General features: G+C 25.0%; 14 protein-coding genes. 10 read left to right on the top strand and 4 right to left on the bottom strand.

Annotated elements, in window-relative coordinates:
• The first annotated feature begins 12 nt into the window (after positions 1 to 12).
• Genes CHF27_RS05770 through CHF27_RS05760 form a run of 3 tightly spaced genes read left to right on the top strand, consistent with a single transcriptional unit; the run spans position 13 to position 2,688 of the window.
• A complete protein-coding gene (locus CHF27_RS05770) occupies positions 13 to 921 on the top strand; it encodes an ABC transporter substrate-binding protein (protein ID WP_095406944.1) in 909 nt (302 codons plus the stop codon).
• Entirely contained in the window at positions 911 to 1,927 is a 1,017-nt protein-coding gene (locus tag CHF27_RS05765; RefSeq protein WP_095406943.1) for a FecCD family ABC transporter permease, read from the top strand. Before CHF27_RS05770 ends, CHF27_RS05765 begins: the two co-directional genes overlap by 11 nt.
• A 5-nt stretch (positions 1,928 to 1,932) precedes the next feature.
• Entirely contained in the window at positions 1,933 to 2,688 is a 756-nt protein-coding gene (locus CHF27_RS05760) for an ABC transporter ATP-binding protein (protein ID WP_095406942.1), read from the top strand.
• Between the two features lie 52 nt (positions 2,689 to 2,740).
• On the opposite strand, the gene CHF27_RS05755 is transcribed toward CHF27_RS05760, so the two are convergent.
• Entirely contained in the window at positions 2,741 to 4,066 is a 1,326-nt protein-coding gene (locus CHF27_RS05755; protein WP_095406941.1) for an MATE family efflux transporter, read from the bottom strand.
• Between the two features lie 154 nt (positions 4,067 to 4,220).
• On the opposite strand from CHF27_RS05755, the gene CHF27_RS05750 reads away from it, so the two are divergent.
• From CHF27_RS05750 to CHF27_RS05730, 5 genes are all read left to right on the top strand, one after another.
• A complete protein-coding gene (locus tag CHF27_RS05750; RefSeq protein ID WP_158534728.1) occupies positions 4,221 to 5,954 on the top strand; it encodes a dynamin family protein in 1,734 nt (577 codons plus the stop codon).
• Between the two features lie 4 nt (positions 5,955 to 5,958).
• Positions 5,959 to 7,647, top strand: coding sequence for a dynamin family protein (locus tag CHF27_RS05745; protein WP_095406939.1), 1,689 nt, complete (start codon positions 5,959 to 5,961; stop codon positions 7,645 to 7,647).
• Between the two features lie 110 nt (positions 7,648 to 7,757).
• Entirely contained in the window at positions 7,758 to 8,294 is a 537-nt protein-coding gene (locus tag CHF27_RS05740; RefSeq protein ID WP_095406938.1) for a chromate transporter, read from the top strand.
• The gene (locus CHF27_RS05735) at positions 8,294 to 8,860 is read left to right on the top strand and encodes a chromate transporter (protein ID WP_095406937.1); all 567 of its coding nucleotides are present in this window, start codon (positions 8,294 to 8,296) and stop codon (positions 8,858 to 8,860) included. Before CHF27_RS05740 ends, CHF27_RS05735 begins: the two co-directional genes overlap by 1 nt.
• 146 nt (positions 8,861 to 9,006) lie before the next feature.
• On the top strand, positions 9,007 to 10,077 hold the full coding sequence (locus CHF27_RS05730; protein ID WP_095406936.1) for a glycosyltransferase: 1,071 nt from the start codon (positions 9,007 to 9,009) through the stop codon (positions 10,075 to 10,077).
• 31 nt (positions 10,078 to 10,108) lie between these two features.
• On the opposite strand, the gene CHF27_RS05725 is transcribed toward CHF27_RS05730, so the two are convergent.
• The 3 genes from CHF27_RS05725 to CHF27_RS05715 form a co-directional block, all read right to left on the bottom strand.
• Complete coding sequence (locus CHF27_RS05725) at positions 10,109 to 10,330, bottom strand: hypothetical protein (RefSeq protein WP_095406935.1); 222 nt, start codon at positions 10,328 to 10,330, stop codon at positions 10,109 to 10,111.
• A gap of 247 nt (positions 10,331 to 10,577) precedes the next feature.
• Positions 10,578 to 12,698, bottom strand: coding sequence for a ferrous iron transport protein B (gene feoB, locus CHF27_RS05720; protein ID WP_095406934.1), 2,121 nt, complete (start codon positions 12,696 to 12,698; stop codon positions 10,578 to 10,580).
• A 41-nt stretch (positions 12,699 to 12,739) separates the two neighbouring features.
• The gene (locus tag CHF27_RS05715) at positions 12,740 to 12,967 is read right to left on the bottom strand and encodes a FeoA family protein (RefSeq protein ID WP_095406933.1); all 228 of its coding nucleotides are present in this window, start codon (positions 12,965 to 12,967) and stop codon (positions 12,740 to 12,742) included.
• Between the two features lie 153 nt (positions 12,968 to 13,120).
• On the opposite strand from CHF27_RS05715, the gene CHF27_RS05710 reads away from it, so the two are divergent.
• On the top strand, positions 13,121 to 13,579 hold the full coding sequence (locus CHF27_RS05710) for a metal-dependent transcriptional regulator (RefSeq protein WP_243444955.1): 459 nt from the start codon (positions 13,121 to 13,123) through the stop codon (positions 13,577 to 13,579).
• A gap of 364 nt (positions 13,580 to 13,943) precedes the next feature.
• A complete protein-coding gene (locus CHF27_RS05705) occupies positions 13,944 to 15,443 on the top strand; it encodes a UDP-N-acetylmuramoyl-L-alanyl-D-glutamate--2,6-diaminopimelate ligase (protein ID WP_330409759.1) in 1,500 nt (499 codons plus the stop codon).
• The last annotated feature ends 37 nt before the right edge of the window (positions 15,444 to 15,480 follow it).

The raw sequence follows: 15,480 nt of genomic DNA, 5'->3' as shown, positions 1-15,480 counted from the left end.
GGAGAAAAATTTATGAAAAAAAGAATATTGTCAATTTTAATGGTAGCGATTATGTTTATAATGGCTGGATGTAGTAACAAAAAGGATAAAGTAGTTACAGATAGAGAAGGAACACAAGTAAAGATACCAAACAAAATAGAAAAAATAATTTCAACAGCACCATCTAATACAGAAGTTTTAGTAGATCTTGGTTTAGGCGATAATTTAATAGCTATAGATACATATTCTAGTGATGTTAAAGGTGTAAAAAAAGATATAACAAAAATTGATTTTTCAAATCCAGATGCAGAAGCAATAGTTGGGCTACAACCAGACATAGTAATAGCTTCAGGACACAATAAAACAGGTTCAGGACAAGATCCTTTCAAATCAGTTTCTGATTCAGGAATACCAGTTGTATACATTCCAAGTAGTGATAGTATAGATGGTATATATAAAGATATAGAGTTTATTTCTGATGTAGTAGGACAACAAGAAAAAGGAAAAGAGTTAGTAACTAATATGAAGTCAAAAATACAAGAAGTATCAGAAATAGGAAAAAATATAAAAGATAAAAAGAAAGTTTATTTTGAAATAGGACCATCTCCAAATCTTTATAGTTTTGGAAATTCAACATTTTTAAATGAAATGATAGAATTAATTGGAGCACAAAATATATTCAAAGAAGAAAAAGCATGGATATCTCCAAGTTCAGAATCTGTAATAGAAAAAAATCCAGATGTAATATTAACAAATGTAAATTATATAGAAAATCCTACGCAAGAAATAAAATCACGTGAAGGATGGGAAAATATAAATGCTGTAAAAGAAAATAAAGTTTACCAGATAAATGCAAATTCATCATCTAGACCTTCAAATAAAATATTAATAGCATTAGATGAAATGGCTAAAGCTATTTATCCAGAGAACTATGAAAAGTAAAAAGTTAGTAATAGTTAGTATGGTATTAGTATTTATAATTATTTGTATGGGAATATCAATAGGAAGTTCTAATGTGAGTTTATGGGATAGTATGTCAATACTAGGGAATAAGATATTTAAGATGAGGTTGAATGAAGGTATAGATCCTAAAAATGTATCTATTATTTGGAAACTAAGGCTACCAAGAGTTCTATTAGCTTTTATTGTAGGAGGATGTCTAGCAACAAGTGGGGCAGTTGTTCAGTCTGTGCTTAAAAATCAATTAGCATCGCCATATACATTAGGAGTTTCTTCCGGTGTTTCATTTGGAGCAGGATTTGTAATAGTGAGTGGAATGTCAATACCGATTTTAGGAGTATTTACATTGCCTATAGTTGGTTTTTTATTTGGACTTGGTACAGTTTATATGGTTATATTATTTTCATCAAAAATAGATAAAACTATGTCTAATAACACAATAATTCTTGCAGGGATGGTATTTTCATTATTTGTAAATGCGATGCTTACAACATTAACAGCTTTGTTCTCTCAAGATTTAAAAAGTATAGCTCTTTGGCAAATGGGAAGTTTTTCAATGAAAGGATGGTCTTATGTATTAGTAATAATACCATTTTTCATAGTTGGAATGTTAGGAGTTTTTAGATACACTAAGGAAATGGACATACTTACATTTGGAGAAGAACAAGCAAAGGCAGTTGGAGTTAATACTGAAAAAGTGAAGAAAAAATTATTTATTTATTCAACAGTTCTTACAGCAGGTGCAGTATCATTAAGTGGTACTATTGGATTTGTAGACTTAATAGCACCACATGTTGTAAGAAAAATATTTGGGTCTAAACATAAATATGTAATCCCAATGTCATTTGTATTTGGAGGATGTTTGATGGTTATAACTGACCTTATCGCAAGGACTATAGTTTCACCGGGAGAATTACCCGTGGGAGCTATAACAGCTATAATAGGAGCTCCATTCTTTGCATATGTATATTTTAATAAAGCTAGGTGATGTAAATGTTAGAAATAAATGATATTTATAGTGGGTATGATAATGTTGATATAATAAAAGGTGTTAATGTAACTGTAAATAGAGGAGAAAATTTATGTATAGTAGGTCCAAATGGATGTGGGAAAAGTACTCTTTTAAAGTCTATTGCTAGCATTATCGATTATAAAGGAAGTATAAAAATAGATGGAAAAGACACATCTTCATTAGATAGAAAAGAATTAGCTACTAAAATAGGGTTAATGAGCCAAATTTCACAAATTTATTTTCCATATACTGTATATGAAACAGTGGCTTTAGGAAGATATGCTCATTCTAAAGGTGCATTTTCAAGTTTATCATCACACGATAGAGATATAATATTAGATAGTATAGAAAAAGTAAAATTATATGACTATAAAGATAAGATGATTAATGAATTATCAGGAGGTCAATTACAAAGGGTATTTCTAGCGAGAACTATGGCACAAAATCCAGATGTTATATTATTAGATGAACCTACAAATCATTTAGATTTAAAACATCAAATAGAACTTTTAGAGCATTTAACACAATGGATTAAAGATAACAATAAAATAGTAGTAGGAGTATTGCATGATTTGAATTTAGTACAGTATTTTGCAGATAATGTACTTATATTAAATCATGGGAATGTAATTTCTTATGGAAAGCCAGAAGAAGTATTAAAAGAAGAAATATTAAAAGATATTTATGGATTAGATATAAAAAAATTTATGATAAATATACTAAAAAAGTGGGAGTAGTCTCTAAGTTATTAGAGATTACTCCTATTTTGTATTTAGCTCGAGCGGTATATTAATAATTGTATTTATACTTATACTTTTTAATATACAAAATAGATATAAATATAGTCATAAGTTCTGCAAATGGAACAGTAAGCCATAATCCATTTAATTTCAATAAGTTAGGTAAAAAATATATTCCTATAAGAACAAATAAGAATGCTCTACTAAAAGAAATAACAGCTGAAACTTTTCCATTATGAAAAGCTGTGAAAAATCCTGAAGCAAAAATATTTATACCAACGAATAAAAATGTAATTGAAAATATCTTTAATCCCTCCAATGCCAAATAAAACACATCATCAGATGGTTTTACAAATACCCCAACAATGAAAGGAGTAAAAATTAAAGAAAAAATAAATACTAATATAGATGTGATAGCTATAAATTTTAATGAATACTTAAATGTTTCCTTTAATTTATCGTAATTATTTGCACCAAAGTTATAACTAATTAGAGGTGCTACTCCAGCTGAAAATCCTAAATAAATTGATGTCATTAAAAAGTGAGCATAAAGAATTATAGTAAGTGCTGCAATACCATCTTCTTTAGCAAATCGTAAAGCTACAATATTAAATAAAAAAGTTGTAAATCCAGTGGATAACTCAGTAACCATCTCAGAAGAACCGTTAATCATAGCATCTAAAACAAGTTTAAAATCAATTTTAGGAACTACAATCTTAAGTGTAGATTTATTTGATAAAAAATACATAAGGCCTATAATACTAGATATAATTATACCTAATAAAGTAGCAAGACCAGCACCTAAAATTCCAATATTAAATATTTTAATAAATACATAGTCTAAAAAAATATTAGTTACACCTCCAATTATAGATAAAAATAAACTGAAATTAGAATTTCCATCTGTCCTAGTAAAATATTCAAATAAAAGCTTAGTAATTAAAAAAGGTGCAGATAAAATAGATATTTTTGCGTAGGTTACACAATATGGTAATAGTCTATCTGTAGCACCTAAGGCTATACACATATCTTCAACAAAGAACATAGAAATTATCATAAATAAAATTCCTGTAATAATAGAAAAAAGTAAAATAAATGAAAAAGAGTTGTTAGCTTCATCATAATTATTTTCACCCATTTTAATGGAAATAATAGCAGCTCCACCAGTTGACATCATAATACCAAATCCACAAAAAATATTAATTATGGGAAAAGATACATTTATACTAGCAAGTGCATCTGATCCAACTAATGTAGATACAAAAATTCCATCTATTATGGTATATAAAGATATAAATACCATAGATATAATCGCAGGAGAGACAAATTTTAGAAACTCTATAGGTGTAAATTTTTTAGAAAATGATTTTTCCATTAATAACCTCCTCAAAATAAGTTATATATTACCACAAAATGTAAATTAAGTGAATGACTAATATTAAAAACGGTTGTTCTAATACGTAGTTTAGGTCTTGATATATTTTAATATACATATATTATTAATAAGAATGTATGAAGGGATGGTACAAGTGTATTTAAGCAGAAAAGAAGAATTTTTAAAAATGTCATCTATACTTAATGAATTACTTAATAAAATTAAAATAATTCAAAAAAATATAGAATATCCTAGTAAATTTAATAAGGATTTAAATTTAGAAAATAAAACAATAATATTTATAAAACATCTAGAACAACAAATTTTAAAAAATATAGAAAGTATAAATGAGTTAAAAAATCCATTTTTGTTATTTGTAATAGGTTCTGGCAATTATGGTAAATCAACAATAGTAAATTCTTTATTAGGTCAAAAAATAATAACTACTAATGATTTACCTAATACATGGAAGATAGATTTATTTATAAAATCAGATATAGAAAAAATGGAAATAACTTATCAAGATAGCAATAAAGTAACAAAATCTTTACACAGTGGAATAAAATCACTTAAAAAAGAAGAAGAAAAATTTAAGGAATCAAAAAAATACATATCTAGTATTTTAAAAAATTATAAAAAAGATAAACAAGTAGACATTCCTACATTAAAAAATTATAAAAAAGAATTAGAAAGTAAATATTTATACAAATCGAATATTGTACAAGTAAGATATTTTTTAAATAAAAGTGGTATTTTAGATGATTTTATACTTGTAGATACCCCAGGTCTTAACCAAAACTTACTTAAAAATACTGTAAATAGAATGAAGGAGTATTATTTACGATCAGACGGCGTTATATGGATTTTAGATGCACAAAATATTGTATCTAAGGAAAGTAATACATTAATTGAGGAAATTACACAAATGAATAATTTATATGATAATAATAAGAGTATGATAGCAGTGATAAATAAAATGGACATAATACATAAAAATGACAAGCAAAATACAATAAAGATTAAAAATAAAGCAAATCAAATTTATAAAGATAAATTTACAGAGATAGTTTTTATATCAGCTAAAAAAGCTATAAATGGAATTGTATCAGATAATGAAGAATTTATATATGATAGTAACATAAATGATTTGATTAATTGTATAAATGAAAAATTTAAAGAAGTGTCACAAGAAAGTCAAATTAAATCAAAATATCAAAACTTAAAAATCATGAAAGATTGTATAAATAATGAAATAAATAATTATAAAAGACAATTATACAAAGATATATCTAAATATAATGAAGGAGAATTTGATTTATATGAAAAAATTAAAAATATAAGAATATATATAGTAGAACATTTAAATAAGTTAAAAAATGATAAATATATTTGTGATTTAGAATTTAGAGAATTAAAAAGTAATTTAAAGTCAATTGAAGATATGTGTAATTTGAATTTAGAAAAACTTTATGATTCATTATATATAAAATCAAACTTTAATAAAAATAAAGAGATAAAGCAAATTGATTTTAGAGTAAATTTTTCTAAAAGTAAATATATTATTTTAGACTATAAAACAAAAGTAATACTAAGTAAAACAAAAGAAAAAAGTACTTCATTAAGCAGAATTTTAAGTTCATTTGATATAGAACAATCTAAAAAAAGCACAAATAATCAAAATTATATTAAAAAACTATTAATAAGTAAGATAGACAATATAGTAAAGGATTGTATTAAAAGCTTAGATGAACAATTAAATTTTATAGAGATAACTATAAATGAGTTAAGAGAAAAAAGCTTTGAAAATAAATATATAGAATATGAGTTAATAAAAGAACATATAAAAAATATAAATGATATAGATATAACACTTAAAAATTTGGGGTGATATTTTGAAAAATAGAATAGATCATATAAGTGATATAAAAGAATTATTATTTAAATCTCCTGTTAGAAAATGTATGGAAAATCAATATAATATACCATTTAAAGATTTAGTACTTGAAAATTTAAATGATGTTTTGGATAATATAGAAATATTAGAAGGAAAAATTGATAATCCTTTAAAAATAGTTATAGTAGGAGAAGTTAAATCAGGTAAATCTAGTTTTATAAATGCATTTTTATCTAAAGAAGTTAGTGAGGTGGATGTTTTAGAAGCTACTTCTGATATTATAGAAATAACATATGACAAAGAAGAATATGATGAAATTTATGAAGATATTAGAAGGATAGGTGTAGACTTAGAAGAATTAAAAAAAATAAATATAGTAGATACACCGGGTTTAAAAAGTATAACAGTAAAAAATGAGCAAAAAACATTAAAATATATTCAAAATGCTGATTTAATATTGTTCTTATTTGATGCAACTCACTTAGGTCAAGATGATATAGAAGAAGTATTGGATTTAATAGTATCATATAAAAAGCCATTAGTGGGAATAATAAACAAATGTGATTTGCTAGAGTCAAATAAATTAGAAATAGAAGAGTATATAAAAAATGAATATGGAATTTATATGGATGACTTTTTTATGATATCTTCTTACTTAGAATATCAAGATAGAATAAGTAAAAATGCAGAGGTAGGAAGTACCGATTTAGTTATATCTAATTACTCGGAATTAAAAGAAAATTTTTTAAATCTTAGCAAATACATAGAAAATGTTTATTATAGTTGCGATGAAACAAAATTAAGTAGTATGTCTTTATCATTAGAAGCAATAATTCATAAAGAGATTATAAATCATCATGATTATAAAAAGAGTATATCAGTTTTAAATGATGAACTTATAAGATATGAAAAACTGCTTGATAATAAATTTAATTATATAAATTCTAAAATTAACTTTGAAATAGAGAATTGGGTTAATGAAATATTTTTAGTAGATGAACTAAATAATATAAAAGATAATATAGAAAATGCTAGTGTATATATAAATGAAAAATATATAAATGGAATTATAAATAAAAAGAAGTCAGAGTTAGATAATTTGTTTTTTGAAGAGTGGACTGAATGTTTAAAGGAAATAAACAATGAGATAAATGAAGATATAAATAAACATATAAACAACATAAATTATAAAAAAAAATTATTAGATGCACCAGTATTTAAGTTTGATGATGATAAAGTTGATTTAAATGAAATGTTAGCAACAGTAGGCACAGGAGCAATATTAGGAGCTACATCAGGATCAATTGCATCAATTTATGCAGCATCTATAGGTTCATCATCAGCTACACTTACAATAGGTTCTGCAATGATGTCATATTGCCCACCATTATTATTAGCTGGAACTATAACCGGAGCTTTGGCAAAATTAGTGTATCATAAAGTGAAAAGCAATCAAAAAAATAAAGATATTTTAGATGATATAGATAACTTTATACAAGAATTACAAATTAATATAATAAGTGAATTAAAAGAAGGTTATTATAATTCTAGTAAGGATATAGTAGATACTACACAATCAATATTTAAAAGCTCTAAAAGTATTTTTATGAATAAGTATGAATTACAAAAATTAATAGATGAATTAGAATTGTATATTAAACAATTAAAAAAATATATAAATAACTAAGAATAAAACTGATAGTTAATGTTTTCTTTGAAAGATTTTAATTATCAGTTTTATTTATAAATAAATTGAATATATTTTTGATTTGTGATATTACTATATAGGGGTGTAAAATGAAAGAGTTATTTAATTTATTTAAGGCATTTACTAGAATAGGTGCTCTGACATTTGGAGGAGGATATGCAATGCTTCCTATGTTAGAAAAAGAAGTTGTTGAACAAAATAAATGGGCAACACATGAAGAATTATTAGATTATTATGCAATTTCCCAAGCAACGCCAGGAGTGATTGCTGTTAATACAGCAACATTTGTAGGATATAAAATAAAAGGAATTCCAGGAGCTCTTTTTGCAACAGTAGGCGTAGTGTTTCCATCTTTCCTAATAATAATGATTATAGCGTCATTTTTAAAAAGTTTTTCCAAAATGGTATCAGTACAACACGCATTTTCAGGAATTAGAGTGGCAGTTGCGGTGCTAATTTTAAATGCAATTTTTGAATTATGGAAAAATTCTGTAGTTGATAAAGTAGGAGTTATAATTTTTGTTGCTACGTTTATTATAGGTGGATTTTTAAATATTTCTCCTGTTTATATAGTTGTATCAGCATCTATATTAGGCATTATAATTAAATATAGAGGAGAAAAATAATGTTTACATATATACAATTATTTATCGAATTTTTTAAAACAGGATTATTTGCTGTTGGAGGAGGACTAGCTACATTACCATTTTTATATGATATAGAGTCAAGATATCCATGGTTTGATAAGAGTATGTTAGCAGATATGGTAGCAGTATCTCAATCAACACCAGGACCAATAGGTATAAATATGGCTACTTACGCAGGATTTGAAGCAGGGGGAATAATAGGTTCATTAGTAGCTACTATAGCGCTTGTAATGCCATCATTTATAATAATTATTATAGTTGCTCGTTTTTTTAATAAATTTAGAGAGAATAAATTGGTGAATTCTGTATTCTTTGGATTGAGACCTGCAGTAACTGGACTTATAGCAATAGCAGGATTTGAAATAGTAAAATTATCAGTTATTACTTGGGATAAGTATATACAAAATAAAAGTATAATAAATATATTTGATTATAAGTCATTAATTTTATTTATAGTATTACTTATTGTTTCAAATAAATATAAAAAACATCCTGTGTTGTATTTAGTAATAGGTGCAATAGCGGGTATAGTATTTGGATTATAAACTACAATTACATATATAGTAAATGAAAAAAGAACTATTTAAAAATGAAATTCATTTTTAAATAGTTCTTTTTTATTATATTTTAACAAAAAATGTAATATTATCATATATTAATATATAAGTATATAGCAAAGGGGTATATAGATATGCTTACTTTAAGTTTATGTATGATATTAAAAAATGAAGAAGATGTTATAAAAAGATGTTTAAATAGTGTAAAAGATGTAGTTGACGAAATAATAGTAGTTGATACAGGCTCAGTGGATAAAACTAAAGAAATAGTTAGCAGTTATACCTCAAATATATATGATTTTAAGTGGGAAGATAATTTTTCAGATGCTAGAAATTTTTCTTTTAGTAAAGCAACAAAAGATTATATAATGTGGATGGATGCTGATGAATTTTTAACTGATAAAAGCAAAGAAAGACTAATAGATTTAAAGAAAAACCTAAATAAAGATATTGACTTAGTTACAACAGAAACTCATATGTGTATGGATGAAAATAATAATCCTAGAATAATATCAAGAAGAAATAGAATAGTTAAAAAAAATAGAGATTTTAAGTGGACTGGATTTGTCCATGAGTATATAAAAGGATCAGGAAATGTTTTTGATAGTGATGTATCAATTATACATGATAAAATAAAATTAAATAATGACAGAAACCTTAAAATATACAAAATTAATATAAAAAAGGGAATTGAATTAAGTGATAGAGATTTATATTACTATGGAAAAGAACTATACTGCAATGGATTTTATGATGACTGTATAAATGTTTTAAATAAGTTTATAACAAAAAATGTTTGGAAAGAAGAAATGATAGATGCATTATCTAAAATAGGCGAATGCTATTTATTAAAACAAGAAAAAGTTAGAGCAAGAACGTATTTTTATAAAACATTTGAATATTCAGAGCCGAGAGGTGAAATTTTATATAATATTGCAAATTCATTTGATGAAGAAGGAAAATATATGCAAGCAATAAGGTGGTATGAAATGATATTATCATTAGAAATACCAACTGATTGCAATCAATGTATTAACTTATGCTGTTGTCGATTCAAACCACATTTAAATCTATGTGTATGTTATTTTAAGATTAACAATATAGCTAAATCTTATTATCATCATAAAAAATGTCTAGAAATAAATCCTAATAATGTATATGTAATTAAAAATGAAGAATTTTTTAATTCTTTAAAAAATTATTGAGGGGATATTTTGATATATCCCCTTATGTAAATTATTTAAAAGTATTTGTAATTTTGTATAATAGCATAGCTGAATTTTTAATTAACTTATTAATATAATGATGATTATCTTTAAAATTATCATCAGAGTATAATTTTGTTACATCCATACCAAATTGTAAATTGATATTAGTTATATGACTAAATTGAATACATACCATAGATAAAAAATAAATTAAAGTTAGAATTGAAATTAAAAGAATGAAGATAAACATAGTAAAACCTCCCTGTATTAAGTTTAACATGTCCTTTAATATAATTTTACTATATTATGTACTAACTATCATCTCATAAATAATTTTAAATATCCTATAAAAAAATTAAATTTCTACAAATAAAACCAACAAATGACTTTAATTAAGAATATATATTGTAGAAAATGATAATATATATAAGAATAAAAGAGACAAAAAATAGAATATATCAAAATATAAAAATTTATTTTGATATATCCTATAAAATTTATATAAAAATCTTATATACAGTTGTTGTTAAAAAGCATACTATAAATGCTATAGCAGTAGGAATTAAGAACCCTAATATAGTCCATTTAAAGCTACCAGTCTCTCTTTTTATAGTAATTAAAGTTGTAGCACATGGCCAGTGAAGTAAACTAAATAGCATTACATTTAAAGCTGTTAAATAAGTCCAGCCATGGTCTCTTAATACTTGCCCTAAAGCATTTAAACTATCTAATTCCAGCATAGAGCCAGTAGCTAAATAAGACATTAAGAGGATTGGAATTACTATTTCATTTGCAGGAAATCCCAAAATAAATGCAAGAAGTATAAAACCATCAAGGCCAATTAGTTTAGCTAATGGATCTAAAAAATTTGCAACATAAGATAATAAACTTAAATCTCCTATATATATATTAGCAAATAACCAAGTTATAACACCAGCAGGGATAGCTACGCAAACAGCTCTGCCTAGTACGAATAAAGTTCTATCTATTATAGAGGTATATATAACTCTGCCTATTTGAGGAATTCTATAAGGTGGAAGTTCTAATGTAAAAGTAGAAGGAACACCTTTTAATAGGGTTTTGGATAATGTATAAGATATAAGTAATGTTATCAAAACTCCAAATATTATTAATAAAGTAACACAAAGAGAAGTAGTAACACTTGATACAAAGGAGTTAGATATTACAGAACTAAAGAAAATAGTAGATACAGCAATAAGAGTAGGAAATCTACCATTACAAGGAACGAAGTTATTAGTAAGTATTGCTATTAAACGTTCCCTAGGTGAATCTATAATTCTACAACCAATAACACCAGCAGCATTACAACCAAATCCCATACACATAGTCAAGCATTGCTTACCATGAGCACATGCTTTTTTAAATAAATGATCTAAATTAAAAGCAACTCTTGGTAAATATCCAAGGTCTTCAAGTAGAGTAAATAAAGGAAAAAATATTGCCATAGGAGGGAGCATAACTGATACTACCCACGCAAGAGTTCTATAAAGACCAAGAACTAATAATTCATTTAACCATATAGGACAATTAATTGAGTTTAATACAGAAGTAAAGGTTGGTTCAACACCAAATAGTAAAGTAGCTAATAACTTAGAGGGATAATTTGCACCTTGTATAGTAATCCATAATATACTAGATAACAAAAGTAACATAATAGGAAGCCCAAATTTTTTAGAAGTTAATATACTATCAATTTTTTCATCTTTATCTAGTTTAGATTTTGAACTTATATTATATACTTCATCACTTAAATCTTTAGCTACGTCATAATTTATTTTGGTGAATTCATCTCTAATTTTTTGCTTATCTATGTCATTATGAAGCTTTTCTTTTATTTTTAGTATTTCATTCATATAGTCACCATCGATATATTTGTTCATAGATTCAAAGATACTTTCATCTTCATCTATAAGTCTAAGGGCTAACCATCTAGAACTTATAGAAGGTATTGAAGCTTCTAAATCAGGTTGTATCAATTTAACCATATCTTCTATATGGTTATTATAAATTACAGGTTTATTACTAAATTTATATTCATTAAAGGAAACTTTATAAATTACTTCTTGAAGTTCATCCATATTAGTACCTTTTCTAGCGGCAGTTAAAACTACAGGAATGCCTAGTTTTTGTTCTAATTTTTCTTTATCAATATATATGCCTTTCTTTTTTGCCTCGTCTATTAAATTTACGCATAAAATAACTTTATCTGTAAGTTCCATAACTTGAAATACCAAGTTAAGATTTCTTTCAAGGCAAGTTGCATCACAAACTACTATAACTGCATCTAAATTCCCAAAACATATGAAGTCTCGAGCAACTATTTCTTCTTGAGATAGTGCAAATAGAGAGTATGTGCCAGGTAAATCTATAAGTGAATAATCAGTATTATTATAATTAAAGTCACCACGAGCAGTAGCGACTGTTTTACCTGGCCAATTTCCAGTATGTTGCTTAAGACCTGTTAAGTAATTAAACACTGTACTTTTACCAGTATTAGGATTACCAGCTAATGCTATTACAAACTGATTTTCTTTTTTTTCTATATCAAACATATCTTTTAATGATTTAGCTTTAGTGGATTCATGTGTTAAACCCATAGTTGTATCCCCCTAATAAAAAAATTAAATAAATTGAAAAATTAAATAGAAGAAACTAAAATTAAACTACTTTCTTCTTTTCTTAATGCAATTTTACTGCCTCTAATATTATAAATTGTTAAATTATTTTTAGGACCTTTTCTAATTACATCTATTAAAGCACCCTCAGTAAGACCAAGTGCTAACATTCTCTCTCTAACATTACCACTAGATAAAAGATTTTCAACTCTAACTGTGTTTTTAACCTGGATGTCTGTAAGCTTAGTCATAATTTCACCTCCGTAATTAAATTTTTAGCCTAAGCTAACATTCTTAATTTTAAAGTATGCATATAAATATTAATTTGTTACTAAATATAGTAATATATGTAATATTAAAAAATATAATAGAAAATAAGAATTGAAATAGGGGGAGTTACTATTTTGAAAAGAAATGAGTATTATACCTTTAATGAATATATGAAAAATAACTCTTTAACACCTAGTGAAGAGGATTATTTAGAGATGATATATAGATTGTCTTTAAATCAAGAAGATATCAAAGTAAATGACTTATCAAAGTCATTAAATATAAAGCCACCATCTGTAACTAAGATGATAAAAAAATTAGATCAAAAAAAGGTATTAATGTATAAGAAATACGATTCAATTCATTTAACAGAAATCGGGACTATGATAGGAAGAAGATTACTAGATAGACATAATATAGTTCAAGAATTTTTAAAAGTTATAGGGGTTAATGAATGTATTCATGAGGAGACGGAAAAAATTGAACATACAATAAGTATAGAAACACTTATAAAAATTGATGAACTAATAAATTTTTTAAATAAAAATGAAGAAATTCTTAAAGAATTTAGAGAATATCAAAAAAAAGAGTAAAAGAAAAAGATGGGTAGAACCCATCTTATAAGTTAGGTATAATTCTTACTTTTGGGGAAAGTAGAATATAGAATAAAAGTTAACATATAATATATAGTCAACATTGATTATAGAAATAAAAAAAGTCAGAAAGCTAAAGCCTCCTGACTTAAATAAGATATCTTCAAATATCTAATTTTCTATTTCAATATGTAATTCTTAATATAATTATAGTTTTAAATTTATCTCATGTCAACAATATAAAACTATAAAAAATAAGTTTAATAAAAAAGTAAAATTTTATATAAAAAAAGTGATTTTTTATAATAGATTCAAGTAATAATCATATATTTAGTATATTTTAGAAAATAAAAAATAAAATTTAATATGTATTAGAAAGGGGGGGATAAATATACAGCTATCTAAAATTATAGAAAATCTAGAAGTTATAGAAATAATAGGAGAAGCTGACAGAGATATAACTGATATAAATTATGACTCTAGACAAGTTAAAGAAGGAAGCTTGTTTATATGTATTAAGGGCTTTAATATAGATGGTCATAAATTTATACAAGAAGCACTAGAAAGAGGAGCAAAAGCTTTTTTAGTAGAAGAAGATATAAATATTCAAAGTAAAAAAAATATAACAGTTATAAAAGTTAAAGATACTAGAATGTCCATGTCAAAAGTAGCTTCTAATTTCTATGAAAATCCATCAGATAAAATATCAATAATAGGTGTAACAGGAACTAATGGAAAAACTACAATAACTACTTTACTAAAGCAAATTTTAGGGATAAACAATAAGGTTGGTATGATTGGAACCATTAAAATTGATGATGGAAACCGAAGTATAGAATCTCAAAATACTACACCAGAAAGCATAGATTTACAAAAATATATAAATAAAATGGTTCAAAATAAATGTAGATATTGCTCTATGGAGGTTTCATCCCATTCATTAGTATTAGGAAGAGTAGAAGATATAGACTTTAAAGTTGGAGTGTTTACAAATCTTACCCCAGAACATTTAGATTTTCACAAGAATATAGATGAATATAGAAAAGCTAAAGAATTATTATTTTTTAAAACAAAAGTAGCAAATATTATAAATATAGATGATTTAAATGGTCAAATTATACTATCTAATATAAAAAATTTAAGAACTAAATGTTATACTTATGGAATAAATAATAAATCAGACTTTATGGCTAAGGATATAAATCTACATTATGATAGTGTTTCTTATACTTTAGTAACACCAACATATGAAGAAAAAATAAATATACCATTGCCTGGTAAGTTTACAATTTATAATACACTTGCAGTTATAAGTGTATGTTATATACTAAATATATCAATTGATATTATAAAAGAAGGATTAGAAAATACAAGTGGTGTAGAAGGAAGATTAGAGAATATAAAAAATGATTTAGGAATAAGTGTAATAGTAGATTATGCACATACACCAGATGCCTTAAAAAATATATTAAGTACAGTAAGAGAGTTTTCTAAAGGTAAAATAATAACGGTATTTGGCTGTGGAGGAGATAGAGATAAAACTAAAAGACCTATAATGGGAAATATATCACAAGAGTATTCGGATATATTAATAATTACATCAGACAATCCAAGAAATGAAAATCCAATTAAAATTATAGAAGAAATTATGTCTGGAATAAATAAAGATAAAGAAAATTACATGATAATAGAAGATAGAAAACAAGCCATAAAAAGAGCTATAAATATTGCGAAACCTAAAGATATAGTAATAATAGCAGGAAAAGGTCATGAGAATTATCAAATAATAGGAGATGTTAAATATTATTTTGATGATAGAGAAATTGCTAGAGAATGTATAAAAGAAAAAAAGGATATATTATAAAATATTTTTAAAATTATTTAAAAGACCGCCTTAAAAT

The sequence above is a fragment of the Romboutsia maritimum genome (assembly GCF_002251085.2).
GTDB classification, from domain to species: domain Bacteria; phylum Bacillota; class Clostridia; order Peptostreptococcales; family Peptostreptococcaceae; genus Romboutsia_B; species Romboutsia_B maritimum.
Note: the sequence above shows the minus strand (reverse complement) of the source record. Positions and strands in the feature narration are given on the sequence as shown.

Bases quoted from the DNA above. Each gene is read 5' to 3' on its own strand.
- CHF27_RS05735 (WP_095406937.1), top strand. From the start codon at position 8,294: ATGTTTACATATATACAATTATTTATCGAATTTTTTAAAACAGGATTA.
- CHF27_RS05740 (WP_095406938.1), top strand. From the start codon at position 7,758: ATGAAAGAGTTATTTAATTTATTTAAGGCATTTACTAGAATAGGTGCT.
- CHF27_RS05755 (WP_095406941.1), bottom strand. From the start codon at position 4,066: ATGGAAAAATCATTTTCTAAAAAATTTACACCTATAGAGTTTCTAAAA.
- CHF27_RS05770 (WP_095406944.1), top strand. From the start codon at position 13: ATGAAAAAAAGAATATTGTCAATTTTAATGGTAGCGATTATGTTTATA.
- CHF27_RS05725 (WP_095406935.1), bottom strand. From the start codon at position 10,330: ATGTTTATCTTCATTCTTTTAATTTCAATTCTAACTTTAATTTATTTT.
- CHF27_RS05760 (WP_095406942.1), top strand. From the start codon at position 1,933: ATGTTAGAAATAAATGATATTTATAGTGGGTATGATAATGTTGATATA.
- feoB (WP_095406934.1), bottom strand. From the start codon at position 12,698: ATGGGTTTAACACATGAATCCACTAAAGCTAAATCATTAAAAGATATG.
- CHF27_RS05715 (WP_095406933.1), bottom strand. From the start codon at position 12,967: ATGACTAAGCTTACAGACATCCAGGTTAAAAACACAGTTAGAGTTGAA.
- CHF27_RS05765 (WP_095406943.1), top strand. From the start codon at position 911: ATGAAAAGTAAAAAGTTAGTAATAGTTAGTATGGTATTAGTATTTATA.
- CHF27_RS05730 (WP_095406936.1), top strand. From the start codon at position 9,007: ATGCTTACTTTAAGTTTATGTATGATATTAAAAAATGAAGAAGATGTT.